30 protein-coding genes are annotated in these 25,371 nt (G+C 71.3%); 10 read left to right on the top strand and 20 right to left on the bottom strand.

The window, feature by feature from the left end; all coding sequences use genetic code 11:
* Position 1: 1 nt before the first annotated feature.
* The 3 genes from DEJ32_RS01130 to DEJ32_RS01140 all read right to left on the bottom strand — a co-directional run bounded on the left by DEJ32_RS01130 (position 2) and on the right by DEJ32_RS01140 (position 3,287).
* Positions 2–1,213: a thiolase family protein gene (locus DEJ32_RS01130; protein WP_110825458.1), complete on the bottom strand. Its 1,212-nt coding sequence runs from the start codon at positions 1,211–1,213 to the stop codon at positions 2–4.
* Between the two features lie 126 nt (positions 1,214–1,339).
* Positions 1,340–2,698, bottom strand: coding sequence for an HRDC domain-containing protein (locus DEJ32_RS01135; protein WP_110900043.1), 1,359 nt, complete (start codon positions 2,696–2,698; stop codon positions 1,340–1,342).
* Positions 2,691–3,287, bottom strand: a complete 597-nt coding sequence (locus DEJ32_RS01140; RefSeq protein WP_110825460.1) for a DUF3000 domain-containing protein — start codon at positions 3,285–3,287, stop codon at positions 2,691–2,693. The genes DEJ32_RS01135 and DEJ32_RS01140 overlap by 8 nt, the downstream gene beginning before the upstream one ends.
* A gap of 98 nt (positions 3,288–3,385) precedes the next feature.
* Between DEJ32_RS01140 and DEJ32_RS01145 the strand changes: the two genes are divergently transcribed.
* A complete protein-coding gene (locus tag DEJ32_RS01145; protein ID WP_181420544.1) occupies positions 3,386–4,630 on the top strand; it encodes a S9 family peptidase in 1,245 nt (414 codons plus the stop codon).
* Positions 4,631–4,724: 94 nt separating this feature from the next.
* On the opposite strand, the gene DEJ32_RS01150 is transcribed toward DEJ32_RS01145, so the two are convergent.
* From DEJ32_RS01150 to DEJ32_RS01200, 10 genes are all read right to left on the bottom strand, one after another.
* Complete coding sequence (locus tag DEJ32_RS01150) at positions 4,725–5,519, bottom strand: hypothetical protein (RefSeq protein ID WP_110900045.1); 795 nt, start codon at positions 5,517–5,519, stop codon at positions 4,725–4,727.
* Between the two features lie 49 nt (positions 5,520–5,568).
* The gene (locus DEJ32_RS01155; protein WP_110900046.1) at positions 5,569–5,964 is read right to left on the bottom strand and encodes a DUF6188 family protein; all 396 of its coding nucleotides are present in this window, start codon (positions 5,962–5,964) and stop codon (positions 5,569–5,571) included.
* Positions 5,961–6,335: a hypothetical protein gene (locus tag DEJ32_RS01160; RefSeq protein ID WP_110900047.1), complete on the bottom strand. Its 375-nt coding sequence runs from the start codon at positions 6,333–6,335 to the stop codon at positions 5,961–5,963. Before DEJ32_RS01160 ends, DEJ32_RS01155 begins: the two co-directional genes overlap by 4 nt.
* On the bottom strand, positions 6,332–6,742 hold the full coding sequence (locus tag DEJ32_RS01165; protein ID WP_110825465.1) for a DUF6188 family protein: 411 nt from the start codon (positions 6,740–6,742) through the stop codon (positions 6,332–6,334). Before DEJ32_RS01165 ends, DEJ32_RS01160 begins: the two co-directional genes overlap by 4 nt.
* Positions 6,739–7,518, bottom strand: a complete 780-nt coding sequence (locus tag DEJ32_RS01170) for a hypothetical protein (RefSeq protein WP_146234049.1) — start codon at positions 7,516–7,518, stop codon at positions 6,739–6,741. The genes DEJ32_RS01165 and DEJ32_RS01170 overlap by 4 nt, the downstream gene beginning before the upstream one ends.
* A gap of 213 nt (positions 7,519–7,731) precedes the next feature.
* A complete protein-coding gene (locus DEJ32_RS15945) occupies positions 7,732–8,451 on the bottom strand; it encodes a hypothetical protein (protein ID WP_146234050.1) in 720 nt (239 codons plus the stop codon).
* A 12-nt stretch (positions 8,452–8,463) separates the two neighbouring features.
* Positions 8,464–8,769 (bottom strand): hypothetical protein, encoded by a 306-nt coding sequence (locus DEJ32_RS01185; protein ID WP_110900051.1) that lies wholly within the window; start codon positions 8,767–8,769, stop codon positions 8,464–8,466.
* A complete protein-coding gene (locus tag DEJ32_RS16635) occupies positions 8,766–9,440 on the bottom strand; it encodes an EndoU domain-containing protein (RefSeq protein ID WP_110900052.1) in 675 nt (224 codons plus the stop codon). Before DEJ32_RS16635 ends, DEJ32_RS01185 begins: the two co-directional genes overlap by 4 nt.
* A 261-nt stretch (positions 9,441–9,701) precedes the next feature.
* On the bottom strand, positions 9,702–10,151 hold the full coding sequence (locus DEJ32_RS01195) for a SufE family protein (protein WP_110900053.1): 450 nt from the start codon (positions 10,149–10,151) through the stop codon (positions 9,702–9,704).
* Complete coding sequence (locus tag DEJ32_RS01200; RefSeq protein ID WP_110900054.1) at positions 10,148–11,059, bottom strand: sulfurtransferase; 912 nt, start codon at positions 11,057–11,059, stop codon at positions 10,148–10,150. The genes DEJ32_RS01195 and DEJ32_RS01200 overlap by 4 nt, the downstream gene beginning before the upstream one ends.
* A 135-nt stretch (positions 11,060–11,194) precedes the next feature.
* Between DEJ32_RS01200 and zapE the strand changes: the two genes are divergently transcribed.
* Complete coding sequence (gene zapE, locus DEJ32_RS01205) at positions 11,195–12,265, top strand: cell division protein ZapE (RefSeq protein ID WP_258368311.1); 1,071 nt, start codon at positions 11,195–11,197, stop codon at positions 12,263–12,265.
* Positions 12,266–12,441: 176 nt separating this feature from the next.
* Positions 12,442–13,716: an ammonium transporter gene (locus tag DEJ32_RS01210; protein ID WP_110889731.1), complete on the top strand. Its 1,275-nt coding sequence runs from the start codon at positions 12,442–12,444 to the stop codon at positions 13,714–13,716.
* Between the two features lie 69 nt (positions 13,717–13,785).
* Here the strand turns inward: DEJ32_RS01210 and DEJ32_RS01215 are convergent, their stop codons facing one another.
* Together DEJ32_RS01215 and DEJ32_RS01220 are read right to left on the bottom strand one after the other, a co-directional pair.
* Entirely contained in the window at positions 13,786–14,109 is a 324-nt protein-coding gene (locus DEJ32_RS01215) for a hypothetical protein (RefSeq protein ID WP_146232873.1), read from the bottom strand.
* A 68-nt stretch (positions 14,110–14,177) separates the two neighbouring features.
* Entirely contained in the window at positions 14,178–15,149 is a 972-nt protein-coding gene (locus DEJ32_RS01220; protein WP_110900055.1) for an aldo/keto reductase, read from the bottom strand.
* 89 nt (positions 15,150–15,238) lie between these two features.
* On the opposite strand from DEJ32_RS01220, the gene DEJ32_RS01225 reads away from it, so the two are divergent.
* Together DEJ32_RS01225 and DEJ32_RS01230 are read left to right on the top strand one after the other, a co-directional pair.
* The gene (locus DEJ32_RS01225; protein ID WP_110889734.1) at positions 15,239–15,628 is read left to right on the top strand and encodes a ChaB family protein; all 390 of its coding nucleotides are present in this window, start codon (positions 15,239–15,241) and stop codon (positions 15,626–15,628) included.
* 63 nt (positions 15,629–15,691) lie between these two features.
* Positions 15,692–16,660, top strand: coding sequence for a beta-ketoacyl-ACP synthase 3 (locus DEJ32_RS01230; RefSeq protein ID WP_110900056.1), 969 nt, complete (start codon positions 15,692–15,694; stop codon positions 16,658–16,660).
* Positions 16,661–16,739: 79 nt separating this feature from the next.
* Here the strand turns inward: DEJ32_RS01230 and DEJ32_RS01235 are convergent, their stop codons facing one another.
* Genes DEJ32_RS01235 through DEJ32_RS01255 form a run of 5 tightly spaced genes read right to left on the bottom strand, consistent with a single transcriptional unit; the run spans position 16,740 to position 20,836 of the window.
* Positions 16,740–17,576 (bottom strand): hypothetical protein, encoded by an 837-nt coding sequence (locus DEJ32_RS01235; protein WP_181420337.1) that lies wholly within the window; start codon positions 17,574–17,576, stop codon positions 16,740–16,742.
* 59 nt (positions 17,577–17,635) lie between these two features.
* Positions 17,636–18,028: a flagellar assembly protein FliW gene (gene fliW, locus DEJ32_RS01240; RefSeq protein ID WP_110825478.1), complete on the bottom strand. Its 393-nt coding sequence runs from the start codon at positions 18,026–18,028 to the stop codon at positions 17,636–17,638.
* Entirely contained in the window at positions 18,025–18,909 is an 885-nt protein-coding gene (gene flgL / locus DEJ32_RS01245) for a flagellar hook-associated protein FlgL (protein ID WP_110889736.1), read from the bottom strand. The genes fliW and flgL overlap by 4 nt, the downstream gene beginning before the upstream one ends.
* A 2-nt stretch (positions 18,910–18,911) precedes the next feature.
* Positions 18,912–20,348 (bottom strand): flagellar hook-associated protein FlgK, encoded by a 1,437-nt coding sequence (flgK, locus tag DEJ32_RS01250; RefSeq protein ID WP_181420546.1) that lies wholly within the window; start codon positions 20,346–20,348, stop codon positions 18,912–18,914.
* Between the two features lie 2 nt (positions 20,349–20,350).
* Complete coding sequence (locus tag DEJ32_RS01255; protein ID WP_110900057.1) at positions 20,351–20,836, bottom strand: flagellar protein FlgN; 486 nt, start codon at positions 20,834–20,836, stop codon at positions 20,351–20,353.
* A gap of 371 nt (positions 20,837–21,207) precedes the next feature.
* On the opposite strand from DEJ32_RS01255, the gene DEJ32_RS01260 reads away from it, so the two are divergent.
* The 5 genes from DEJ32_RS01260 (at position 21,208) to DEJ32_RS01280 (ending at position 25,351) form a co-directional block, all read left to right on the top strand.
* Complete coding sequence (locus DEJ32_RS01260; protein ID WP_110825534.1) at positions 21,208–22,026, top strand: sigma-70 family RNA polymerase sigma factor; 819 nt, start codon at positions 21,208–21,210, stop codon at positions 22,024–22,026.
* Positions 22,027–22,157: 131 nt separating this feature from the next.
* Positions 22,158–23,009: a flagellin gene (locus DEJ32_RS01265; protein ID WP_284180717.1), complete on the top strand. Its 852-nt coding sequence runs from the start codon at positions 22,158–22,160 to the stop codon at positions 23,007–23,009.
* Between the two features lie 122 nt (positions 23,010–23,131).
* Positions 23,132–24,535: a flagellar filament capping protein FliD gene (gene fliD / locus DEJ32_RS01270; protein WP_110900059.1), complete on the top strand. Its 1,404-nt coding sequence runs from the start codon at positions 23,132–23,134 to the stop codon at positions 24,533–24,535.
* Positions 24,536–24,552: 17 nt separating this feature from the next.
* Entirely contained in the window at positions 24,553–25,035 is a 483-nt protein-coding gene (gene fliS / locus DEJ32_RS01275) for a flagellar export chaperone FliS (RefSeq protein ID WP_110900060.1), read from the top strand.
* Complete coding sequence (locus DEJ32_RS01280; protein WP_146234051.1) at positions 25,025–25,351, top strand: hypothetical protein; 327 nt, start codon at positions 25,025–25,027, stop codon at positions 25,349–25,351. The genes fliS and DEJ32_RS01280 overlap by 11 nt, the downstream gene beginning before the upstream one ends.
* Positions 25,352–25,371: the final 20 nt, after the last annotated feature.

The raw sequence follows: 25,371 nt of genomic DNA on the forward strand, positions 1-25,371 counted from the left end.
GTCAGGCCGCCTTCCGTGCCGCGCTCTTGCTGAAGTTCGGGTTCTCCCAGATGACCGTGCCGCCCTGGCCGAGCCCGATGCACATCGTCGTGATGCCGTACTTGACGTCCGGGCGCTCGGCGAACTGCGCTGCGAGCTGGGTCATCAGGCGGACGCCACTCGACGCGAGGGGGTGCCCGACGGCGATGGCGCCGCCCCAGGCGTTCACGTTCGGGGAGTCCTGTGGGATGCCGTAGTTGTCGAGGAACGCGAGCACCTGCACGGCGAACGCCTCGTTGATCTCGAACAGACCGATGTCGTCGATCGACAGCCCGGCCTTCCGCAGCGCCTTGTCGGTCGCGGGCACCGGACCGACGCCCATGACCTCGGGCTCGACGCCGGCGAAGGCGAAGGACACCATGCGCATCTTGGTCGGCAGGCCGTGCTGCTTCGCGCCGTCCTCGGACGCGAGCAGGCTCATCGTCGCGCCGTCGTTCAGGCCCGCCGCGTTGCCGGCGGTGACCCGTCCGTGCGGCCGGAACGGCGTCTTCAACGCAGCCAGGGCCTCCAGGGTGGTGCCCGGACGCGGCGGCTCGTCCTTCGAGACGATGTCCCAGCCCTGGCCGGTGTTCACCTCGACCGGGACGACGTCGGGCTGCAGCTTGCCGGCGCCCCAGGCGGCGGCGTAGCGCTGCTGGGACTGCACGGCGAAGGCGTCGGTGCGGTCCTTCGTGATCGCGGGGAAGCGGTCGTGCAGGCGCTCGGCGGTGTTGCCCATCACGAGCGCGTCCGGGGCGACCATGCGCTCCGCGACGAAGCGGGGGTTGGGGTCGGCGTTGAAGCCCATCGGGTGGCGGCCCATGTGCTCGACGCCGCCCGCGATGGCGACGTCGGCGGCGCCGAACGCGATCGCGCCGGCCAGGGTCGTGACGCTCGTCATCGCGCCGGCGCACATCCGGTCGATGGCGTAGCCGGGGACGGACTTCGGCAGACCGGCCAGCATGCCGACGGTGCGCCCGAGGGTCAGACCCTGGTCGCCCTGCTGGGTCGTCGCGGCGACCGCGACGTCGTCCACGGCGGCACCGTCCAGCGAGCTGTTCCGGTCGAGCAGGCCACGCATCGCGTGCACCGCCAGGTCGTCGGCACGGGTGCGCCAGAAGACGCCCTTCTCACCGGCGCGGCCGAACGGTGTGCGGACACCGTCCACGAACACGACGTCTGATGTCTTCGGCAATGCGAGCCTCCAGATCCACAACGATCGGGCCGGGGGTCCTGTCGCCCCGACCTGGCCGGGCCTCGCCCGGCGACGCTCCGACGCTAGTACCCCCGGCTGAGCGGCGGCACGTCGGTTGGGCGGTTCCTACGAGCCGGTCGTCCCGGTGGCGGCGTCGGGCTGTCCGTCTGCGACAAGAGCGGCGTCACCCTGCTGAGCGGCGTCGAGCGCCGCGTCGTCCGGCTCGCCGTCCGGCCGGGAGGCCGTGGTCGCGGTGACCACTGCCGCCGGGTCCGCGACGGACCGGTCCGCTGCCACCTCGAACGCGTGTGCGATGACCGACGCGGTCTCCTCGACCTGCCACGGCCGGGCGTCGTGCGACGCGAGCGTGGCACCGACGGTCTCCGTCGCGACGGTCGCCGGCGGGTTCCACGACACGAGACGGAGCGTCTCCGGGGTGAGCAGGTTCTCGACGGGCAGGTCGAGCTCGGCGGCCCGGGCCGTGACGGCGGCCCGCGCGGCGCGGTACCGACGGTCCGCGTCCGGGTTGCGGTCGGCCCAGGCGCGGGGCGGCGGGAGGCTCGGCTCACCCCCGCCACGCAGGCGCGGCAGGTCCTCGGTGGTCCGGCCTTCCTCGACGGCGGCCCACCAACGGTCGAGCTCCGACCGGCTGGCGCGGCCCGTGAAGGTCTTCAGTGCGCCGAGTTCCGCCCGCGAGGACGGAGCGGCGGCGGCAGCGGCGACGATGGCGGAGTCCGGGATGGTCCGGCCCGGCGCGATGTCGGTCTCCTGCGCGTAGGCGTCGCGTGCCTGCCACAGCGACCGTGCGATCGCGAGGGCACGGGCACCGCGGAGCACGTTCATCCCGGAGAGACGCCGCCACGGCTCGGCACGCGGGGGCTTCGGGGCACGGGCGAGGACGGCGGCGAACTCCTCCTCCGCGATCCGGGTCTTGCCGGCCGCCTCCAGCACCTCGGCGAGGGAGTCGCGCAGGTCCGGGAGCAGTTCGACGTCGAGGGCGGCGTAGACGAGCCAGGCCTGCGGGAGCGGACGGGTCGACCAGTCCGCGGCGGAGTGGGCCTTCGCGAGCGTGATGCCGAGGAGCTGCTCGACGACCGCGCCGAGTCCGACACGCGGGAAGCCGGCGATCCGGGCACCGAGCTCGGTGTCGAAGATGCGGGTCGGGACGAGGCCGACCTCGCGGAGGCACGGCAGGTCCTGCGACGCGGCGTGGAACACCCACTCCTCGTCGACGATCGCGGCCTGCAGGTCGCTGAAGTCACCGATCGCGATGGGGTCGAACAGGAACGAGCCGGAGCCGCGGCGGAACACCTGGATCAGGTACGCCCGCTGCGAGTAGCGGTAGCCGCTGGCACGTTCGGCGTCGACGGCGACCGGACCGGTGCCGGCGGCGATGCGCGCCACGGCGTCGAGGTACTCCTCGCGGCGCTCGATCACGTGGACGGTGGCGTGCGCGTCTTCGTAGGCGGGGTCGGCATCAGTCACGGGCGAGCCTCCGAGGGGCCAGGAGCGAGACGCCGTCCGAGGCCGGGGGGAGTCCGGCGAGCATCGCCACGATCTCCTCCCAGGCCTGCACGTGCGGCGTCAGATCGTCGTCGAGGGGCGTCCACGACGCCCGGAGTTCCAGTTGGGCACCGTCGCCCTGGGTCGCGAGCTCGCCGTACCCGCGGGAGATGATCTTCGTCGCCGTGCCGGAGGCGTTGGCGTACCGGGCGCCGTGCGCGTCGAGGGCGTCGACGAGCCAGCTCCACGTCACGTCCGCCACGAACTCGTCGACGCCGATCTCCGGCTCGAGCGGGGCCTGCGCGAAGGTGACGATGCGGTACGCACCGCCCCACCCCTCCGGCTCGTCCGGGTCGTGCAGGGCGATGAAGCGTCCGGTGCCGAGGTCGGAGTCGACGCCGTGCACGACCCCGGACACGTCCGCCGCGAGGGCGATCGAGTACGGCGCGATGCGGCTCGGCGAGGGGATCTCGGTGACCGTGGTCTCGGTGCGGGTCCTGCCCGTCGACACGAACGCACGGAGACGCGCGAACGCCTCCGGTTCGGCGTCGGGGACTCGGGGTTCAGGCACGGATGCAGACTAGGCTCCGGATCGAGCACCGGTGCGGGCGGCACGCCGTCCGTCGCGCAGTCGTGCTGCCCGCAGTCGTCCTCTGCCTGGAGGCCCGCATGCTCCGCCGCCCCGCAGCCGTCCGTCCCACACGTCGGTCGCGGCCGGGCCCCGCTGGACGCACGGCGCGGTCGGCCGGCGTCGTCGCGCTCGGCACCGGTGTGACCGCCGCCGCCTTCGGCGTGGCGGTCATCGCCGGCTCCGTCGTGGCCGTCGCCCGCGCCGTCGTCACCCCGGACCGCAAGCGCACCGAGCGGGTCCCGATCACCGCGGTCGACCTGGAGGCCCGGACCGTCACCCTGCGCCGCAGTCCCGACACGGAGCTGCAGGGCCGGTACAGCCTGTGGTTCGGCGCCGCCACCGGGCACATGCGGGTCGGCGAGGTCCTGGCCGTGACCGACACCACCGTCACCCGGCGGATCATCGCCGTGGACGCCGGCGACCCGACCGCAGCACGCCGCGGACGCTGGGGCGGCTGGTTCTACCTGACGCCGCAGGAGCTCGGCGTCCCCGTCGAGGACGTCGACGTGCTCACCCCGAACGGCCCCGCGCCCGCCTGGGTGGTCCGCGCCGAGGACCCGGCCGCGCCCTGGGCGGTCCTCGTCCACGGTCGCGGCGTCACCCGTGCCGAGACGATCCGCGCCGTCCCGGTGTTCCGCGCGGCCGGGTACTCGGTGCTGCTGGTGTCGTGGCGCAACGACGGCGTCGCGCCCCCGAGTGCGGACGGGCGCTACGGTCTCGGCTCGACCGAGTGGGAGGACGTCGACGCCGCGCTCGACTGGGTCGCGCAGCAGGGCGCCACGAGCGTCGTCCTCATGGGCTGGTCGATGGGCGGCGCCGTGGTCCTGCAGACCCTGGTCCGCTCCGGGCTCGCAGGACTGGTCACCGGCGTCGTCCTGGACTCGGCGGTCGTCGACTGGAACGCCGTCCTCAAGTCGCAGAGCCGCGCGCTCCGGCTGCCCCGGCCGGTCCGCAAGGTGGCGCAGTGGGTCCTCCGCACCGCGGTCGTGCACCGGATCGCCGGGCTCGAGCGGCCGATCGACCTGCGGGAACTCGACATGGTCGCCCGCGCCGACGAACTCCACGTCCCGATCCTGCTGCTGCACAGCGACGACGACGGCTTCGTCCCCTCGTCGGCGGCACGCGCCCTCGCCGCTGCACGACCGGACCTGGTGCAGCTCGAGGTCGCGCATGTCGCCCGGCACACGAAGCTCTGGAACCACGATGCCGACTGGTTCGACGCGCGGATCCTGGCGTGGCTCACCGACGTGGTCGAGCCGCGGCCGGCGGCCGACGTGCGGTGACCAGGGTCGGACGGAAGGCGCGGGACCAGCGGTGACGCGCCTCCCGTCCGACGGGTGGTCACCACCCCACCCGGGGTGGCCGCCCGCGCCCGCTTCAGCGCGCGGGGAAGAGGTCGACGGAGCGCGGGGTGGAGCGGTAGCGGAGATGCTCGAAGTCCGGGTGCCAGTCGACGAGGCCGACCACGGCGCGGACGGCGATGTCGATGAAGTACGGCGAGACGAGCACGCGGCGGGGGACCGTCGTCGCCTCGATCTCGGTCGCGGGTCGGGAGCGGGACCCGTCGAAGTCCGTGACGTGCACGCCGTCGACGTCGGTGCCCCAGGTGTACGCGGGCAACAGACGGTCGGTGTCCGGGGCGACGTTGCCGACGACCTCCCACATGCCCGGCTGGAACCGTGCCGGCAGGGTGAGCCCGGCCACCACCGGCTGCGTGGCGAGCACGACGAGCGGGTCGGCCGGGCGGGGGAGGTCCTCGGGGCGCTGGAAGACCGCGACGTACACGGCATCGTGCAGCGTCGCGAGGACGTGCCCGAGCAGCACCCTGCCGCCACCGTCCGGGATGAGGAAGACGTCACCGGTCTCGGCCGTGAAGGGCTCGCGGCTGAGCGGGACCAGCTCGTCGGCGGAGGCATCGGCGCGTCCGGACGCGCGGTCTGCTGCTGCTTCCGTGGCCGGCGGACGTGACGCCGTCACTCCGGAGCGTCGGAGTCGTTCGACCTGTTCGTCGAGGTCACGGCCGGGTGTGCCGCGGCCGACGATGTCGATGGTGAAGACCTTCTCGGGGTCAGCCCTGGTCTCGGCCAGGAGCTGCGCGAAGAGCTGCTGCTCGCTGTCAGCCTGGTGGAACTCGGAGCCCGAGGGCTGGTCCTTCTTGCGCTTGCCGAACACGTCGTCCGTTCCCCTCGTCCGATGACGTCCTCTATCGTGGCACGACTCGTCAGTCGGACGTCGGTGGTGGCCCGAAGACCGCCAGGCCACCACCGGGCAGGGCGATGATCATCCGGCGCTCCGGTCCGCCGCCGTCGTACTGCCACGACTCGTACGAGTCGTCGGGCCAGGCCTCGAGGACCGTTCCGGAGGCGAAGTGGAGCCGGACGTCGGGGCCGTCGAGTGTCGCGTTCGTGACCGTGTCACCGTGCAGGGCCAGGACGGGTGCGAGCGACGTCGGGTCCACCGGGTCCACGATCCGGCGTTCCCCGTCCGGACCGGTGATCGCGAACTCGGCCTCGAACTGCATCGTCGTGCCGTTCGAGAACCCCAGGCTCGTACCGAAGGTGAAGCTGAGGAGGTTCACCCGGGCGTCGGTGAACGCGAGTCGGTGGTCTTCGGTCACGGTGTCTCCTTCCTCGGCCGGTCGGGCGATCTGGTGATCGCCGATCGGTCGTACGCCGTGGCGGAGAGGAAGACCCGGTCAGCAGCACGGAGGAGGACGGTCACGATCTCCGACCCGGACTCGACCTGGCACACGAGGACGAGTGCGTCCCCGAGCGGCCCGAGTGGTTCGACCAGTGGCAGCAGGTTGGGTTCGTCCTGTGCGTAGCCCCTCCGGACGACGTCGGCGAAGGAGCGTGCCGGCACGTCGTAGGTGAGGACCTCGGCATCGTCGGCGACACCGGACAACACCTCGTGCACCCGGCCCGGGACGAGCGGGTCGGACGCCGGTAGGCGTCGACGCAGGTCGTCGACCGACAGGTCGTCCGTCATGACGCCGTTCCTCCCGGCAGTGTTCGAGCGACGACCTCGCCGCCGGTCAGGACGTCGATGTCCAGGCGTGCTCGTCCTGGTTCCGACCAGTGCCACGAGGGCCGGTCGCGGTGGGACCACCCCTCCAGCAACGCACCCGATGCGAAGCGGACGGCGATGCGGGCGCCGGTGACGGTACCGCGTTCCACCACCGTCGTGTGCAGGGCGAGGAGCGGCAGGAGCGAGGGTGGGTCGCCGGGCTCCATGAAGGTGTGCGTGCCGTCCGTCTCGGTGAGCGAGAAGGCGGTCTCGAACCGGAGGGTCGCCCCGCTCGAGAAGCGGACGGTGACGGCGGTGTCGATCGTGACGGCGTCGACCGTGTCGCCAGCGAGGTGCAACTGGATGGGAACCGACGTGGTGTTCGTCACGGTGTCCTCTCGCCGTCGCCGGCGTCTCGCCCTGCGGGGAAGACGAGCTGATCGAGACGCGGCAGTTCGGTCGGCATCGCGTCGGTGCACCACGGGAGCTCGACCATCTGCATCCTGCCGTCGTGCACCCAGATGAGCAACTCGCCCCCGGCTGCCTCGGCGTCGGTCTGGTACCTGGCGGCTTGCGGCAGTGGTCCGTCGGGGAGGTCGACGCGGGGCGCGTCGTCGCGTTCGAGCGCGAGCGACCACGCGCGCGGCCCGGACGGCGTGACGTCGACCACTGCGTCGAGCTGGGTGAGGAGCGCCGGCGCCTCGTCGATCCGAGCGTTCCGGAGGCACGCGCGGACGAGCGCGCGGATCTGCTGACCGTCCCGTGCCTCCTGTGCGCGGCGCTGCTCGTCCGCGATCTCCTCGTCGCGGCTCCCGATGCCGGACGCGGGAACGCCGGGTCCGAGGAACAGGTCGAACTCCCAGGAGGTCCCGATCACCGAACGATCCAGGGTGACGGTGACCGTCGTGCTGTCGAAGAAGTCGATGCGGACCATGGCCTGCGACGCGTCATCGGCGGTGCTGTCGATCGGAGAGCCGAAGAACTCGCCATCGATCATCTGGTGGTTGTACCGGACGAAGCGCCGCATGTCGTCGTCGGTGATCCACAGTCCGGCGCCGCTGCTGTCGCGAACCTTCTGCTCCCACTCGAGGACGTTGATGTCCGAATCCGGCAGCACCACCATGTTCAGGTCGGTGACGAGCCAGCGCAGCGGAGGGATGGTCATCCCGTTGACGATGTTGCGGAACGTCAGAACGCCGATCGGTTGCGAGCCGATCAGACAGTGGTAGGTGACGAATTCCGTCTCCGACCGCCGGGTGGCCGGGCGGCCTGATCCCCTGCGGAACGACATGATCTTCACTCACTCACTCGCACGGATCGCTCCTTACTGCCTCGTAGAGCGGTTCGCGAGTCTGCGGGAGCTTGTCAGACAACTCAATCACTTCGTCGAGGAGCGCGGGCGAGCGTTCATCTCGTGGGCGTGCGCGTCGGCCTCGGTTCTGTAGATCTCGCCCCATGCGATGCTCGGAGGCATGGCATGGACAGGCAGATCGACGTCAGGGAGACAGATCTGCACGAAGTGCGGGAAAGCGGGGAAGGTCCAGGGGTCTTCGTCTTCGAAGCGACTCCAGAGCAACAGCTCTCCGATGCCGAGTGGGTGGCCGAGTTCCTGTCCGTTCAGCGGCGGATCGCAGCTGACCATCAGTGCATGGTGACCGTTCGGGAGCTCGATCGGTCGTTCCACTTCGCACCGGAAGACAGACGATAACCACTTGCTGTCCATGGACGAGAGAAAGAAGACTTCTTGCATGTCAGAACTCCGGGTTGATGCCGCTGACGCGATCGAGCTGGATCGCGCATGCTCCGTCCCATCAATGACGATGACGGCTTCGTCGAGCTGACCCACATCTGCTTCCTCGAAGCCGATGAAATCGCCCTGGATGAACTGCACCGTGGCTGCGACGAGACGAGTGAACGTGGCGTGGTCGAGCACCGGATCCGGAAGACCCGGCGTGCCGGACACTTGTTCGAGTTCACGAATCTCCAATCCGGAACCAGGGAGGACGTTGACGTCTGAGATTGACTCATTACCGACGTGAGTCAACGCAGCAGCAAATTCCCCTACCTTCGCGGCACCGCTGGTCGCGGCGGATTTCAACGGAACCCTCGATCAGGTGCTCCGCCCTTCGGGTGGCACATCGCCGCGGAGGAGAAAGCCATGCGTCTCGAAATGTTCGGGAAGCTCAGCCAGTTCCTCTGGCCACGCTTGCAAGAGACGTTTGATGTCCTCGACGATCCACATGGGAACAGCGAGGTTGCGCTCCGCGATGATCCCTGCTGCGATGCTCAGACCGAGAGGGGCTTCGTCGCATTCAACGAGATCGCGCGCATCTTCCAGCGCTTGAATTCCGAGCCGATCCTCGAGTTCGCTGATGATGCGAAGTGCCTGATTTCGGTGATTGCCAAGGTCGTTCATCGTGAGTTCTTCGATGTGTTGGTAGGGGATCCGGAAATGATCTCATCGTTTCTGATGACTACTCGAATCGCGACGCCGTCCCGCATGCCATTCGCGATGAAGGTCGTCCCGGCCTCACCCTGCGGCACCCACTCGAGATCTGGGTCAGTCGCGACGTCAGAGATGTCGTGGATGATCCTGCCATCGCTGCAAGACGCAGGGAATTCCGACTTGCCCGGGAATCCGGTGCCGTGCCGATGCCGGCCGCTGCCAGGGCTGCCGAGATCGAGGCGTCGGACAGCGTGGCGGGTCCGGTGCCACCGCCCGCGGCCTCGAACTGCGCCGCGACGGTTCCCGCCCAGGCCGCGTCCTGACCGTTCGCGGTCAGCCAGTCGTTCACGGCGGTCACGAGCGACTGCGCGTTGCGTGTGCCCCAGCACGGGTTGCAGCCGGACTCGTAGTCGGTCAGGGCGTTGCGGAAGGTCGAGACCGCACCAGCGAGTGACTCGTCGCACGACCGGACACCGGACTGGAACGACCGGAGGTCCGTGGGCACCGCCGACGACGTGCCGCCGCCTCCGCCGCCCCCACCGGCCGGGATGGTCCGGCCGCGCACCGTCACGGTATCGGCCTGGCGGTGCGGCTCGGGCTCCGGTTCTGGTGGCTTCGGGTCGTCGTCGGCGCCGAACCACGTCCCGACCTCGTGGGTGGCAGCGACGAAGAGGTCGTCCTCGCGCTCCTTCTTACGCGCCGCCCACGCCTTCGCCTTCGCTCGGCGGTCGTCCTCCTGCTTCGCGGCCTCGCGCAGCTGCTCGACGAAGCCGGCCAGGCTCTGCAGAGCGTGCCATGCGGACCGGTCGTTCCACCGGGACGTCCTGCGGGCGGATGGCGGGGGACCACGGACGGGAGGCGCGGCACCGCCTGGTACCGCGCCTCCCGTCTTCCAGAAGCCGCTACGCGGCCGCCGCCCGCACCTGCCGCTGCACCCGACCGAGCATGCCGACCATGCCGCGGATCCGCAGCGGGCTGACCGCCTCGTTCAGCCCGAGCGTCAGCGGGTAGTCCGCCGGCACGGCGAGCACCTGCTCGACGGTCAGGCCGGAGAGCCCCTGCGCCAGGATCGACGCGAAGCCGCGCGTGGTCGGTGCTTCACGCGGAGCCGTGGCGTGCATGCGGACGACGTCCGGGCCGTCGCCGTCCTCGCCCACCGTGACGGTGATGAAGACCGGCGACTGGCACTCCTCGACACGTTCGAGTTCGTCCTCGTGGCCCTGCAGGCGCCGCGGGAGCGCCGGCAGTTCGTCGGAGAACTCGAGCAGGAGCTGCAGGCGGTCGGCCTGCGTGAGCGCGAGGAAGTCGTCGCGGATCTCGGCGAGGGGCTGGGGGAGCGCTGCGTCCGTCATCGAGCAGGCAGCGTACCCGGCTCGGAGCCCACCACGATCGGGACGCGGACGGCGCTGCCCCACTCGGTCCAGGAGCCGTCGTAGTTCTTCACGTCCTCGATGCCGAGCAGGTGCTGCAGGACGAACCACGTGTGGCTCGACCGCTCGCCGATCCGGCAGTACGCGATGACCTCGTCCGCGTCGCCGATGCCGGCGCCCTCGCGGTACACGGCGTCGAGCTCCTCGCGCGACTTGAACGTGCCGTCGGCAGCGGCGGCGGACTTCCAGGGGATGTTGACGGCGGTCGGGATGTGCCCGGCGCGCAGCGCACCCTCCTCCGGGTAGTCCGGCGCGGTCGTGCGGTCGCCCGAGTACTCCGGGGCGCTGCGGACGTCCACGAGCGGCTTGCCGAGGTGCGCGAGGACGTCCTCCTTGAACGCGCGGACGGTGGCGTCGTCGCGCTCGACCGCGGGGTACTCCACCGCGTCGACCGACGTCCGGTCGGTGGTCATCGCCCGACCCTCGGCGATCCACTTCGCCCGGCCGCCGTCGAGCAGGCGGACGTCCTCGTGCCCGAAGAGCGTGAACACCCAGAGTGCGTACGCGGCCCACCAGTTGTCCTTGTCGCCGTGGATGACGACGGTGGTGTCGCGGCCGATGCCCTTGCCGCCGACGAGCCGGGCGAAGGCCTCGCCGTCGATGTAGTCGCGCTGCACCGGGTCGTTGAGGTCGGTGTGCCAGTCGATCTTCACCGAGCCCGGGATGTGCCCGGTCTCGTAGAGCAGGACGTCCTCGTCGGACTCGACCACGACGAGTTCGGGCGACCCCGCGCCGGCGTCGAGTTGCTCCTGCAGCCACTCGGTGGACACCAGGCGCTCGGGGTGCGCGTAGGAGCGGAACTTCTCGGACGGGTCGACCGGTGCGGTCATCGGGGGTACCTCCTGGGGATCGATGGCGTGCGGACTAGGATCGGTCCTTGCGCGTCACCCTCAACGGTACGCGGAAGCACCGTGTCGCAGCCGTGACGTGACACCAGACGACAGGCCGACGGAAGGTCCCGCACCGTGCCAGAACCGCGCCCCGCGCCGGAACACCTCGTCGACCGCGACCCGCAGGTCACCCCGCAGCAGATGGCCGCCGCGCTCGTGCCGCCGCCGCAGTTCGCCGAGGCGTCGTTCGCCTCGTACCGGCCCGACCCGGAGTACGCCTCGCAGGCCGAGGTGCGAGACGCGGTCGAGACCTTCGTCACGACGGTCCCCGAGCCGGCCAGGCGCGGGCTGTTCGGTCGGAAGCGCAAGGAGCCCGAGGTGCCCGCGAAGTCCGGCGTGTACCTGGACGGCGGGTTCGGCGTCGGCAAGACCCACCTGCTCGCCGCGGCCTACCACGCGGCCAGCGGACGGAAGACGTTCGGCACGTTCATCGAGTACACCGCGCTCGTCGGGGCGCTCGGTTTCCAGGGCACGGTCGACCTGCTCCGCGGGACCGCGCTCGTCTGCATCGACGAGTTCGAGCTCGACGACCCGGGCGACACGATGGTGATGACCCGGCTCATCAAGGAGCTCACCGAGACCGGCACGCGCTTCGCCGCGACGTCGAACACCCCGCCCGGGGCACTCGGTGAGGGGCGCTTCGCCGCGCAGGACTTCCTCCGCGAGATCCAGGCGATGTCCGACCGGTTCGACACGATGCGCATCGACGGCCTGGACTTCCGTCGTCGTGCCGTCGACGAGTCGGCGTCGGTCGTCGAGGACGTCCCCGCCGCGCTGGCGGCCCTGACCTCGTCGACGCCGTCCGGGACGGGAGGCCCGGCCCGCGTCACGCAGGACGACTTCCGGTCCGTCGTGGCCCACCTGGCGTCCGTGCACCCGTCCAGGTACGTCGCGCTCGTCGACGGGCTCGACGCCGTCGGGCTGACCGACGTGCAGGCGTTCACGGACCAGACCGACGCGCTCCGGTGGGTGGCGCTCGTCGACCGCCTCTACGACGCGCAGGTCCGGATCGTCGCCTCGGGCATCCCGCTCGACACGGTGTACCCCGACGTGATGCTCGAAGGCGGGTACCGCAAGAAGTACCTGCGTGCCGCGAGCCGCGTCGTCGCGCTGACCCGCGCGGAGGAGTCGCCCCGGGCCTCCTGAGCGTCCCGGAATACCCCTGCCGGGCGCCGCTCGGGGCCGCGAAACACAGCGTTCACAGAACGCGCCGTGACGTTACCTCCGCGAAACAGAGCGCGCCTCCCGGTGAAACACGTCGTCGCCAGACTCGGTCGCACCCGAGGCGGACGGAGAGCCGCACAGCGACGAGAGGTGCACACATGCTTGATCAGGGCAACACGACGTTCGTGTTGGTCATGGCGGCGCTGGTGTTGTTCATGACACCCGGCCTGGCCTTCTTCTACGGCGGTCTGGTGAAGGCCAAGTCCGTCATCAGCATGATGATGATGTCCTTCGGGGCCATCGCGCTGGTGAGCGTCCTCTGGGTGCTCTACGGCTACGCGATCGCCTTCGCCAACCACGGGGACAACACGGCCGTGACGGGCATCGTCGGCTTCTTCAGCATCGACTGGAACCTGCTCGGCCTCGGCCAGGCGTTCGAGGAGGCGCAGTCGTCGGACATCCAGGCGGCCTACCCGTCGATGGCCTTCGTCGGCTTCCAGGCCACGTTCGCGATCATCACGGTCGCCCTCATCTCCGGTGCGATCGCCGACCGCGCGAAGTTCGGCGCGTGGATGGTCTTCGCCGGCATCTGGGTCACGGTCGTCTACTTCCCGGTCGCCTCGTGGGTGTTCAACCTGACGTCGGGATGGGCCGCCACGTGGGGCGTCATCGACTTCGCCGGTGGTACCGCGGTGCACATCAACGCCGGCGCCGCGGGCCTGGCCCTGGCGCTCGTGCTCGGTAAGCGCGTCGGCTTCGCGAAGGGCGCGCACAAGCCGCACAACCCGCCCTTCGTCCTGCTCGGTGCCGCGATCCTCTGGTTCGGCTGGTTCGGCTTCAACGCCGGGTCCGAGGGCGCTGCTGACGGCATCGCCGCGATCGCCTGGGTGAACACGCTCGCCGCCCCCGCCGCCGCGATCCTCGGGTGGCTGCTCATCGAGAAGCTCAAGGACGGCAAGGCCACCTCCGTCGGTGCCGCCTCGGGCGCCGTCACCGGCCTCGTCGCGATCACGCCGGCCTGCGCCAACCTGACGCCCGGCTGGGGCATCGTGCTCGGCTTCCTCGCCGGCATCGTCTGCTGCTTCGCGATCGACTGGAAGTACCGCCTGGGCTTCGACGACTCGCTCGACGTGGTCGGCGTGCACCTGGTCGGCGGTGTCTTCGGCACGCTGTTCCTCGGCTTCTTCGCCAACGACACCGGCCTGATCTACTCGGGCTCGTTCGAGCAGCTCGGCAAGCAGGCCGCCGCTGCCCTCGCCGTCGGGCTCTACTCCTTCGTCCTGGCCTTCGTGATCGGCTTCCTCATCGAGAAGACGATGGGCTTCCGCGTGAAGACCGAGGACGAGGTCGCCGGCATCGACACCGCGGTCCACGGCGAGGAGGGCTACGTCCTCTACGACCAGGAGGACAACAGCCCGGTCGGCGTGCGCTGACCGCTCCTGCCGCACACGACGACGGCCCCCGCTCACTCGGAGCGGGGGCCGTCGTCGTGCGGCCGGCGATCAGTGCGTGTCGGCACCGTCCTCGCGCGAGCCGTCCGGGACCGCTTGGTCGTCGGTCTGGGTCCCGGTGGACGTGTCCCCGAGGTCGTCGCCGCCACCGACGAGGGCGTCACCTCCGCGGGCGTCGTTCCCGAGCGCGGCGAGCGCGGACTGTTCCTGGTCCCCACGGTCCTCCAGGTCGAGTCCGGAACGGTCGTCCTCGGCACGTGGTTGCTCCTCGGCCGACCCGGAGTCGCCGGTGGTGGCGGCTTCGTGCTGCAGCGCTTCGCCGAGCTCGGTGTTGCCGCCGTCCCCGCCGTGGTCGTTGGGCATGGAAGTGGTCATCGCGGTCGTCCTCTCGTCGGTGGTCCGGCTCCAGCGGGAGTCGTCGGTGCCCGGACCGGTGTGCGGTGCTACCAGGCGTAGTCCTCGGGTGCGGTCTGGTGGCCGGGGAACAGCTCGTCGAGGCGGTCGAGTGCGGCCTGGTCGAGGCGGATGTCGACCGCGCGGACGGCGGACTCCCACTGCTCCATGGTGCGCGGGCCGGTGATCGGCGCGGTGACGCCCGGCTGGTGCAGCAGCCACGCGAGGGCGAGTTCCCCCGGGGTGTGCCCGAGCTCCTGCGCGAACGACTCGTACGCGGTGAGCTGGTCGCGGTGGGCGTCGACGTACTCGGCGCTCCGCCCGGACAACCGGCGCGACCCGTTCTCGGTCTTCTCGATCACGCCGCCGAGCAGTCCGCCCTGCAGCGGCGACCACGGGATCACCCCGAGCCCGTAGTGCTGCGCGGCCGGCAGGACCTCGCGCTCGACGTCACGGACGACCAGGTTGTAGATCGACTGCTCGCTGACCAGACCGAGGAAGTTCCGGTGCCGCGCGGCCTCCTGCGCCTGCGCGATGTGCCACCCGGCGAAGTTCGACGACCCGACGTAGAGGACCTTGCCCTGGCCCACCGCGATCTCCATCGCCTGCCAGATCTCGTCCCACGGTGTCGCCCGGTCGACGTGGTGCATCTGGTAGAGGTCGATGTGGTCGGTTTGCAGCCGCTGGAGCGACGCGTCGATCGACCGGCGGATGTTCAGCGCGCTCAGCTTGCCGCCGTTCGGCCAGTCGGTCATCTCGCCGTACACCTTCGTGGCGAGCACCGTCTTGTCGCGTCGTCCGCCGCCCTTGGCGAACCACCGGCCGATGATCTCCTCCGTGGCGCCCTTGCCCACCGAGCCGCCGTACGCGTTGGCCGTGTCGAAGAAGTTGACGCCGAGCTCGTGCGCCCGGTCCATGATCGCGTGCGAGTCGTCCTCGCTGGTCTCCGGTCCGAAGTTCATCGTGCCGAGCACTGCCCGTGACACCGACAGCCCTGTCCGTCCGAGGTGTGTGTAGTCCATGCACCAGGTCTACGCCCCCGGCTCGACGCGCTGTCAGGGCCCGGGAGTACCCGTGAAGGCCTCTACGACCACGCGACGGAGGAACGACCATGCCCGACGACGACATCCCGAGCACGCTGCAGCGGTCCCCGGAGCACGCGCAGGACGTCTACCGCGCCACCCTGCGGTCCGCCGAGGCCGAGTACGGCGAGGGACAGCGCGCCGGCCGGACCGCGTGGGCCGCCGTGAAGCACGAGTACGAGAAGGTCGGCGACCACTGGGAGGAGAAGGACTCCGCCGGCCCGTCGGACTCGGGCGCCGCCGGCACACGCGGTTCCGGCACGACGCAGGAGGGCGTCGACGCGAACGCCTCGAAGGCGCACCTGCTCGACGTCGCGAAGCGCCTCGAGGTGAGCGGCCGTTCGAGGATGACGAAGGACGAGCTCGTCGACGCGATCAAGAAGGCGAACCGCCGAGCGACGGCGAAGGCGCGCGACTGATCTGCGCCCACCCCATGCCGTGCCCGGCATGCGACGTTGGACGACAGGCGTAGCGTTCTGCGGGTGAACATCCCAGCACTCCGAGGCAGCCGGATCACCGGGTTCGGCCACCACCAGCCCGACCGGATCCTCACCAACGACGAACTGTCGACGATGGTCGACACGAACGACGAGTGGATCACGACACGCACCGGGATCAGGACCCGGCGCATCGCCGGCCCGGACGACAGCGTGACGTCCATGGCGACCGAGGCGGCGCGCAACGCCCTGGCGGACGCGGGCGTCGCGCCGACCGACGTCGACCTGGTCGTGGTCGCGTCGACCACCCACCGGGACCGCTCGCCCTACACGGCCGGACGGGTGGCGGCAGCGCTCGGCATGTCGAACGGCCCGGCCCCCATCGACATCAACACCGCGTGCAGCGGCTTCGAGTACGCCATGGCGATCGCCGACCAAGCCATCCGCACCGGGTCCGCCGACACCGCGCTCGTCATCGGCTCCGAGACGCTCTCGCGCATCGCCGACTGGACCGACCGCTCGACCTGCGTGCTCGTGGGCGACGGCGCCGGCGCAGCGGTCCTGCAGGTCTCCGACGAGCCGCAGATCGGACCGGTGTCGTGGGGGAGCGTGCCGCACCTGCAGGACGCCGTCCGTGTCACGCACGACCCGGAGGTGTTCCAGCAGGAGGGCCGCTCCATCTACCGGTGGGCGATCACCGAGGCCGAGGGAAACGCGCGCGCGGTCGTCGATCGAGCCGGCTTGACCCTCGACGACATCGGGGTCTTCGCCTTCCACCAGGCGAACCTGCGCATCATCGAGCCGCTCGTCACGGCGCTCGGCGGCGAGGGCAAGTACGTCGTGCGCGACGTCGTCGAGTCCGGCAACACCTCCGCAGCGAGCGTGCCGCTCGGTCTGTCGAAGGCGTGGCACCGCGGGGAACTGCCGGAGGGCGTCCCTGCGCTGCTCTTCGGGTTCGGGGGCGGGTTCGCGCACGCCGGTCAGGTGGTCACCACGCCGGTCCGTCGCCGCTGACCGCGGGCGCCGGCACGCCCGGGCGACGGACGGGAGGCTCCCCACCGGGTGGTGCCGGGCCTCCCGTCCGTCGGGCGTGTCAGCGGTCGAGCTTGCGCTGCTGCCGCTTGCTGAGGGGCTTCGCGGAGTCCGAGCCGACCGGCTCGGCGTCGACCACGACCGCGAAGTGCGCGGGCGGCGGACCGAACGCGCTGCGGGAGGACTGGACGACCTTGCGCCCGAGCGCGTGGTTGCCGAGGCCGCCGACGACGGCACCGATCCCGAACGGGATGGCGCGACCGAGGACGGACGTGCCCTGGCGGGTCAGGAACCGCTTGACGAAGGTGTTGCGCAGCTTCCCGCCGATGCCGCTCACGGCCTGCTTCGGCAGCGACGACGTGACGAGCTCGCCCCAGAACGCGGTGCGACCCTTGCCGCCGCGGGCCTGGCCCGCGAGCTGCTGGACGAGCTGCGTCCCGGGCGCGCCGAGCATCATCGCCATCACGAGGGCGCGGGCGCGCTCCGGGTCCTCGACCGTGATGCCGTGCACCTCGGTGACGGACTGGGCGAAGAGCGCGCTGGCCTCGAGGAACCCGACCGTCTCGGCTCCGCTCAGGCCGAGGCTCGCGACCATCCCGACGCCGGGGATGACGGCGCTCGCGCCGACGGCGGCGCCGCCGGAGGTCACGGCGGTCAGGTACTGGCGCTCGAGGATCTCGATGACCTCGGCCGGGGAGGCGTCGGGGTGACGACGACGGACACGGGCGACGTGGGCGACGACGACGGGCCGCTGCACCGAGATCGCCCGGTCCAGCCATGCGGTCCAGCCCGAGGTGTCGTCGGACTGGACGCGCTGACCGTCGGCGGACGGGGCGGTCTGGACGGGTGCGGGGGGCATCGGCACGATCGCGTCGTGGCCCTTGGGGGTGCGGGACATGACGTCGACGCTACGCGGGGGGTGCTCGGAGCGGCCGAGCGCGGTCGCTCTCCGGAGGGTCAGCTGTGGGCGAGCTCGGCCCGGATCGGCAGGTCCTGGTCCTCGAGGATGAACTGCGCGCCGACGGCGGTGCGGGCGTTGACGACGACCGGGGCGAGCAGGTTCACGGTGGTGCCGGCCGCGTCCGGGTTCGCGACGACGAGGAGCATGGCCTCCTCCGCACGCTCGAGCCCGATGCGGTCGGCCTGCTCGTCGGCGAGCACCGGCGCGTAGTCGGGCAGGTGCACGGCGGCGTCGAGCAGGTACAGCCGCGGGTCGGTCACGCCGGAGTCCGTCGTGCCGGTGCCCACCAGGGCGAACAGGCCGTCGGCACCGTCGACGGGGTCGAGGGTGAACGACCGCAGCGGCTCGAGGCCGAACGGTGCGACGGTGAAGGTCAGGTCGATGCTCATCGGAGGTAGTCCATCAGGGTCGGCTGCAGGACCTTCGCGGTCACGGCGAGGGCTGCCTGGTAGTTGGTGCTCTGGACCTGCAGGTCGAGGACGGCCTGGGCGAGCGCCTTGTCCTCCACGCCGGAGCGGCGACCCTCGAGTGTGGTCGAGAGCGTCTTCAGCGCGTCCTGTGCGGACAGCGCCGCGGAGTGCCGCACACCGACGTCGGCCTGCGCACCGCGGACGGCGGCCTGCGCCGCGTCGATCTCGTTCAGTCGGGGGTTCACGTTCGTCCCTGCCTGCAGGTCGGCGACGATGTCGTCGAGGAGTGCGAAGACCGACGCGTCGCCGGTCCCGAACACGGCGCTGCCGTCGGTGTCGACGCGGACCTCGTCGCCGGTGCCGACCGTCCGGGTGACGCTGGCGGACGGGGAGCCGGCCCACGTCGTGTCCGGCGCGTACGCGGCCGCGGCGGGGGAGGACCCGGCGAAGACCGATCGCGTGCCGTACTTCGTGTTCGCCGAGCTGAGCAGGTCGGCCTTGAGGCCCTGGAGCTCGCTGATGAACGCCTGCCGGTCGGTGGTGCCCATCGTCCCGTCGCTCGCGGCCTGCACGGTGAGGTCCCGGACCTTGCCGAGCACCTTCGACACCCCGGCGAGGGCGCTGTCGGTCGTGGCGAGCCACCCGACGGCGTCGTCCGCGTTCCGGGCGTGCTGGGCGGCCTGCGCCTGCTCCTTGCGCACCTGCATTGCGGTCGCGGTGCCGGTCGGGTCGTCCGACGGCTTCCGGATCGCCTTGAGGCTCGTGGCCTGGTCGGTCAGGTCGGCGACCTTCGCGGCACCGGCCTGCAGACGCGACTGCGCGGCGGCCATGGTCATCTGGGTGGTCACACGGGTGATCACGGTCAGCTCCTCCCGACGAGGCCGAGGCGGTTGATGATGGTGTCGAGCATCTCGTCGACGGCGGTCAGGACGCGTGCCGCGCCCTGGTAGGCGTGCTGGTACGCGAGCAGGGACACGTTCTCCTCGTCCATGTCGACGCCGGCGCTCGACTGCTGCTGGGTGCGCGCGTTGCTGAGGGCGAGCCCGGTGAGCGTCGCCTTCGACGTCGCCGTCCGGGAGGCACTGCCCACGCCCGTCACGAAGGTCGCCCAGGTCGCGTCGGGACCGCCGGCACGGTTGCCGACCGCCGCGATGGCCGTCAGCACCGAGGCGTCGAACTGCCCGGTGGCGCTCCGGGTGGCGAGTCCACTCGCGTCCGTCGGGACGACGGACAGCCCCTGGGCCGCGGGGACACCGGCGGCGAGGGCGAAGAACGGGCTGCCGGTGGCCCCGGACGGCGTGGTGCCGGTGGCGTGCAGGGCGTTCACCGACGTCGCGAGGTCCGTGGCGACGGCGTCGTAGGCGGCGGCGGCCTCGGCGAGGGCACCACCAGTCCGTGCGCCGTTCGCGGGCGCGAGCAGGGACAGCCCACCCGCGATCGACCCGCCGTCGAGGGCGACCGGACCCGCGGAGCCGCCGACCCAGGACAGGGCCGGTGCGCCGGAACCGCTGCGGGTGTCGGCCAACGAGCCGGCACCGGCGAGGGCGACGGCGCGGGCGGAGGTGCCCTGCACCAGCGCGTTCCCGCCGATGACGACGTCGACCGTGCCGTCGCCGTTGTCGCGGACGGTGGCTCCGGTCAGCGTCGCGATCGACTCGGTGAGCTGGTCGCGTCGGTCGAGGAGTTCGTTCGCGTTCCCGCCCGACGCCACCGTCGACCGGATCTGCCCGTTGAGGTCGGCGACCTGCGCGGCGGCGTCGTTGAGCCGGGTGACCTGCGTGGCGACGGTGGACCGGGTCGCGGTCCACTGCGCGTCGACGCTCTTCGACCCGGCGGAGAGGGCCGTGGCGACGGTCTTCGCGGCGCCGAGCAGTGCGCTCGCGGCACCCGGGTCGTCGATGTGGGTCGCGAGGTCGCTCCAGGCGGACCAGAGCCCGTCGAGCTTCGCGGAGAGCCCGTCGGCGCCCGGCTCGTGCAGCCCGGTCTCGAGCTGGTCGAGGGCGGTCGCGCGGGTGTCGGCGGAGGCGGCGGCGCCGGCGGAGAGCCGGACGCGGGTGTCGAGGGTGGCGGTCGCCAGGCGGGCGATGGCGTCGACCGACACGCCCTGGCCAGCGAGGGCCGCGGTGCCGCGGAGGAAGCCGGTCTGTGCCGGTGCGCCGACCTCGGTCTGCACGAGGCGCTGCCGGGTGTAGCCGGTCGTCCCGGCGTTGGCGATGTTCTGCCCGGTGACGTCGAGCCCGGCACGGGCCGCGGCGAGCCCGGAGTAGGCGGTCTGGAGCGATCCGAAGGTGCTCACCATGGTCAGAGGTTCCCGTCGAACAGGCGGGCGCCGTCCGGGTTCGCGCCCGAGGAGCCGGTCGCGTCGTACGTGTCCGCGTCGGCGACCGTACCCGCGAGCGTCTCCTGCGTCGCCTGGGCGGCGATGCGGAGGAAGCTGTCGTTCTCGTCGCGCAGGGCGCCGATGCGCGTGGTCAGTTCGAGCATGGCGGCGAGGTGGGAGGCGAGGATCTCGCTCCAGGGTCCGGACGGCGCGGCGGCGACGACCTCGCGCAACGGTGCGTCCGAGGACACGCCCCACTCCTCGGCGACGGCGGCGCTCTGGGCGCTGCGTTCGAGACCGGTGCTGCGCAGGCGGTCGAGGACCTGCTCGACCTCGCGGCTGGCGTGCGACACCCAGCGGGAGCGCCCGGCGGCGAGGATGAGCTGTTCCTCCTCGAGCTTGAACGTGAGCAGCTCGAGCAGTTCGCGTTCACGCCACAGGACGGCGGACAGGTCGTTCACGCTCATCAGCCCCCTCCGGGATCGGATCGACCGCCGGGTGCGGTCTCCAGGGGTTATCGACGCCGTCGGTCCCGGCGTAAGCAGCGCGCGCCCGGTCCGCCGATCGGGGGACACGGGCGGACCGTGTCCGCAGAAGGGCGGACCGGCGTGTTCGGCGCCCACCCCCGCACTGGGTACGGACAGGCACTCGTTCAGCCCCTGCACAGCCGATAGGTTCGGAAGCAGCACCGGGGGACAACCCCCAGGTCGCGCCCAGGGCGCGGGTGCACCGCGAGGACGGATCCGCGCGGTTCTTCGACGTACTCCGGCGGTCCCGACGCCGGTGGTCGTCATGCCCACGGACGGGTCAGCCGAACCAGGACGACCAGGGGAACACCATGGACCGGAACGCACGCAACGCGATGATCGTCGAGCACCTGCCGCTCGTCGGCTACATCGTCGCCGAGACCTGCGCACGCGCCACCCACCTCAGCCGCGACGACCTCGCACAGGTCGGCTCCGTCGCCCTCGTGCAGGCAGCCGACGCGTTCGACCCGACCCTCGGCGTCCCCTTCGGCGCCTACGCCCGGACCCGCATCACCGGCGCGATCGCCGACGACCTCCGCGCCGGCGACTGGGCCAGCCGTGGCACCCGCAAGCGCATCCGCGAGACGCTCGCGACGCAGGAGGCCCTCTCCGCCGGTCTCGGTCGGAGCGTCACGCCGCAGGAGATCGCCGACGCGATGGGCGTCGACCGGCAGACCGCGGTCGACGCGCTCACCGACGCGGCGCGGACGATCACCCCGATCGACGAGACGGTGCACGACACGGTCGCCGCCGACCTCCCGCTGCCGGGTGAGGACCTGCTCGAGGCCGAGAAGCGCCGGTACCTGCGCGCCGCCGTCCTGGCGCTGCCCGACCGCATGCGCCTCATCGTCGAGGCCGTCTACTTCGGCGACCGCACCGTCACGGACGTCGCCACCGAGCTCGGCATCACGCACTCCGCCGTCTCCCAGCAGCGGTCCGAGGCGATGCGACTGCTCCGCGACGGACTCGCCGCGCACTACGGCGACGACGGAGTCACGCCCGAGCCCGCCTCGCGCACCACGGCCGCCCGCCGGAGCGCGTACCTCGCCCGCGTCGCCACGAACGCCGCCGCCGGGGTCGCCCGCGCGGTGCACGACGCCGCCCCGCTCGGCCGGGTCGCGGCCAGTTGACCGTCCGGCGGTCCGCCGGGCGGGAAATCGTCCGACGGATCGCCTAACGCCTCCGGCCGATCGGTCGAGAGGAGCACATGTCAGCCCACGGACGGGCTGACGATCGGCCCAGTTTCACGGAGGAACACATCATGGGTATGTCCATCAACACCAACCTCTCGGCACTCAACACGTACCGGAACCTCAACGCGACGCAGAACGACCTGTCGAAGTCCCTCGAGAAGCTCTCGAGCGGCCTCCGCATCAACCGTGCTGCCGACGACGCTGCCGGTCTGTCGATCTCCGAGGGCCTGAAGTCGCAGGTCGGTGGCCTCACGGTCGCCGCCCGCAACGCGCAGGACGGCATCTCCGTCGTGCAGACCGCTGAAGGTGGCCTCACCGAGACCCACTCGATCCTCCAGCGCATGCGCGACCTGGCCGTCCAGGCCGGCAACGACTCGAACAACGCAGAGTCCCGCACTGCCATCTCCACGGAGGTCGGCCAGCTGAAGGACGAACTCACCCGCATCTCGCAGTCCACCAACTTCAACGGCATCAAGCTGCTCGAGGGGACCGCGAGCACGGACGGCACGGGCTCCGGCACGCTGACCTTCCAGGTGGGTGCCGACGGCAACGCCTCGAGCCAGATTTCGATCGACCTCAAGGACGCCAACGTCGGGAACGTCGCCACGAACGTGGGCGCACTGCAGTTCGACTCGGCCGTGAATGCCCAGGACGCCATCGGGAAGATCGACGCGGAGATCAAGTACGTCTCCACGGCACGTTCGAACATCGGTGCGGTCCAGAACCGCCTCGACCACGCCATCAACGTGACGAACGTGGCCAAGGAGAACCTCACCGCGGCCGGCTCCCGCATCACGGACGTCGACATGGCGCAGGAGATGGTGAAGTACACGCGCGACAACATCCTCAGCCAGGCCGGCACGTCGATGCTCGCGCAGGCGAACCAGAGCACGCAGGGCGTCCTGTCGCTGCTCCGCTAGTCGCACCGGTCGTCACCACCGAGGAGCCGTTCGGGTGCTCCTCGGTGGTGGCGCCCACCCCCTCGGACTGACCGCGGTCGGTCCGCCACCACCTCGATCCGACGACCGCCGGGGAGTCCGCGATGTCCACCACGTCCGCGACGAGCACCTCGCTCGCGATCGACGGCCTGGTCTCCGGCCTGAAGACGTCCGAGCTCATCAACTCGCTCATGTCGATCGAGCAGGTCCCGCAGACCCTGCTCAAGGCGAAGGTCACGACGACCAACTCGTTCATCTCGTCCCTGCAGACGATCAACGGGCTCGTGCAGTCGCTCGCGACCAAGGCCTCCGCCGCGGCGAAGGCCGGCTCGCTCGACCTGTACACGGCGACGTCGAGCGCGACGAACGCCACCGTGTCGACGAGTGCGGCGGCCACGCCCGGTTCCGTCTCGTTCACCGTCGGGCAGACCGCCGCCGCGCAGGTGGGCGTCACCGCCGCGATGTCGTCCTGGGGGGACACCGCGTCGCCGCTGACGTTCACGAAGCCCGACGGCACGACCACGACGGTCACGCCGAAGACGGGCTCGCTCGACGACACCGTGACGGCGATCAACGCCTCCACCGCCGGGGTCACCGCGACGAAGGTCGCCGCCGGCACCGACGCCGCCGGCACGAAGCTCTACCGCCTGCAACTGACGAGCACCGCCACCGGCGCGGCGAACGGCTTCACCCTGCACCGGGGGACCGCCGCCGACGTCACGGCCGGGACCGCGACGGACGTGTTCGCCGAGACCGGCGCCGCCGTCGTGACCCGGGCCGCCGACGCCTCGGTCACATTGTGGGCGGGCTCCGCCGCCGCCCAGACCGTGACGAGCGCGACGAACGCGTTCACCGACCTGCTGCCGGGTGTCAACGTCACCGTCTCGAAGACGTCCGCGGACCCCGTGACGATCACGGTGGCCCGCGACACGACGAAGGCGCAGGGCGTGGCGTCCGGACTCGTCGACGCGCTGAACGCCGTCACGTCCTACTACGCGTCGAACACCGGCGTGACGAGCACCACCAGCCCGACGAACGGGACGACCAGCACCACCGCCGGTGTCCTGCTGGGGGACGCGACCACCCGCTCGGCCGTGCAACGGCTGACGAGCGCGATGTCGACACCGGTGAACGGGAAGTCCCCGTCCTCCATCGGCATCGTCATCTCGAAGGACGGCGACTTCGACTTCGACGCAGCCGCCTTCCAGAAGGCCCTCGCGGCCGACCCCGCCGGGACCCAGGCGATCCTGTCCGGCGTCGCGGAGGCCGTCGCGGACGCCGCCACCACCGCCAGCGACAAGTACTCCGGCTCCATCACCACCGCGATCACGGGCAAGCAGTCCGTGGTCAAGGACCTCACCACGCAGATCGACTCGTGGACCGACCGCCTGACCATGCGTCGGGCGACGCTGCAGACCCAGTACGCCGCGCTCGAGACGAGCCTCAGCAAGCTGCAGTCGCAGTCGAGCTGGCTCGCCGGGCAGCTCGCGTCGATGTCCGCGAACTGAGCCGCAGGAGAACCGACATGAACGCCTACGACCTCAGCGGCGCGGCCGCCTTCCGGCAGGCAGCGACGCCACGTTCGGTGACCGAGCAGCGCCGTGCCCAGTACACGAACGAGGCGGTCATGTCGGCGACCCCGGCGCAGCTCGTCACGATGCTGTACGACCGACTGCTGCTCGACCTGCACCGGGCCGAGACCGCACAGGTGGCGTCCGACTGGGACGGCGCCCGCGACCAGCTCATGCACGCGCAGGCGATCGTGGGAGAGCTGTCGTCCACGCTGAAGATCGACGTGTGGGACGGCGGCGAGGGACTGCTCGCGGTGTACAACTACGCGTCGACGTCCCTCATCACCGCGAACGTGCACCGGGACGTGCAGGCCACGCGCGACTGCATCCGGATCCTCGAGCCGCTCCGCCAGGCCTGGCACGACGCGGCCGCCTCGCTGCCGGCGACCCCGGCCGCACCGCAGCAGACCGCCGGCGGGGCCCTCGGTGTCGCCTGAGTCGGAGCCCGACGCCGCGGGTCCGTCCGACGCGCACGGCGACTCGCGCGCCCGTTGGGAAGCGGTGCTCGACGCACTCGAGGCGACGCTCGACGGTGGCGCGACCGCCGACGAGCCGTGGACCGAACCGACCGGGCTGGGACCGATCCCGCGCGACCTGGTGGGCCGCGCCTCCCGGCTGCTCGCCGCGCAGCGCGACCGCATCGTCGCCGTCGAGGACGCCCGCCGCACCGCCCTCGACCACCTCGGCGCACTGCGCGCCGTCGACGCCACGCGGCTGCCGTCCGGCTCCGTGTACCTCGACGCCAGCGCCTGACGCACCCGTCGGCCCCCCGT

Origin of the sequence: Curtobacterium sp. MCPF17_046 (assembly GCF_003224295.1) — a bacterium.
Taxonomy (GTDB): Bacteria; Actinomycetota; Actinomycetes; order Actinomycetales; family Microbacteriaceae; genus Curtobacterium.

Bases quoted from the DNA above. Each gene is read 5' to 3' on its own strand.
- DEJ32_RS01145 (WP_181420544.1), top strand. From the start codon at position 3,386: ATGCTCCGCCGCCCCGCAGCCGTCCGTCCCACACGTCGGTCGCGGCCG.
- DEJ32_RS01160 (WP_110900047.1), bottom strand. From the start codon at position 6,335: ATGACGGACGACCTGTCGGTCGACGACCTGCGTCGACGCCTACCGGCG.
- DEJ32_RS01170 (WP_146234049.1), bottom strand. From the start codon at position 7,518: ATGACCATCCCTCCGCTGCGCTGGCTCGTCACCGACCTGAACATGGTG.
- DEJ32_RS01185 (WP_110900051.1), bottom strand. From the start codon at position 8,769: ATGAACGACCTTGGCAATCACCGAAATCAGGCACTTCGCATCATCAGC.
- DEJ32_RS01195 (WP_110900053.1), bottom strand. From the start codon at position 10,151: ATGACGGACGCAGCGCTCCCCCAGCCCCTCGCCGAGATCCGCGACGAC.
- DEJ32_RS01200 (WP_110900054.1), bottom strand. From the start codon at position 11,059: ATGACCGCACCGGTCGACCCGTCCGAGAAGTTCCGCTCCTACGCGCAC.
- DEJ32_RS01210 (WP_110889731.1), top strand. From the start codon at position 12,442: ATGCTTGATCAGGGCAACACGACGTTCGTGTTGGTCATGGCGGCGCTG.
- DEJ32_RS01215 (WP_146232873.1), bottom strand. From the start codon at position 14,109: ATGACCACTTCCATGCCCAACGACCACGGCGGGGACGGCGGCAACACC.
- DEJ32_RS01220 (WP_110900055.1), bottom strand. From the start codon at position 15,149: ATGGACTACACACACCTCGGACGGACAGGGCTGTCGGTGTCACGGGCA.
- DEJ32_RS01225 (WP_110889734.1), top strand. From the start codon at position 15,239: ATGCCCGACGACGACATCCCGAGCACGCTGCAGCGGTCCCCGGAGCAC.
- DEJ32_RS01235 (WP_181420337.1), bottom strand. From the start codon at position 17,576: ATGTCCCGCACCCCCAAGGGCCACGACGCGATCGTGCCGATGCCCCCC.
- fliW (WP_110825478.1), bottom strand. From the start codon at position 18,028: ATGAGCATCGACCTGACCTTCACCGTCGCACCGTTCGGCCTCGAGCCG.
- flgK (WP_181420546.1), bottom strand. From the start codon at position 20,348: ATGGTGAGCACCTTCGGATCGCTCCAGACCGCCTACTCCGGGCTCGCC.
- DEJ32_RS01255 (WP_110900057.1), bottom strand. From the start codon at position 20,836: ATGAGCGTGAACGACCTGTCCGCCGTCCTGTGGCGTGAACGCGAACTG.
- DEJ32_RS01260 (WP_110825534.1), top strand. From the start codon at position 21,208: ATGGACCGGAACGCACGCAACGCGATGATCGTCGAGCACCTGCCGCTC.
- DEJ32_RS01265 (WP_284180717.1), top strand. From the start codon at position 22,158: ATGGGTATGTCCATCAACACCAACCTCTCGGCACTCAACACGTACCGG.
- fliD (WP_110900059.1), top strand. From the start codon at position 23,132: ATGTCCACCACGTCCGCGACGAGCACCTCGCTCGCGATCGACGGCCTG.
- fliS (WP_110900060.1), top strand. From the start codon at position 24,553: ATGAACGCCTACGACCTCAGCGGCGCGGCCGCCTTCCGGCAGGCAGCG.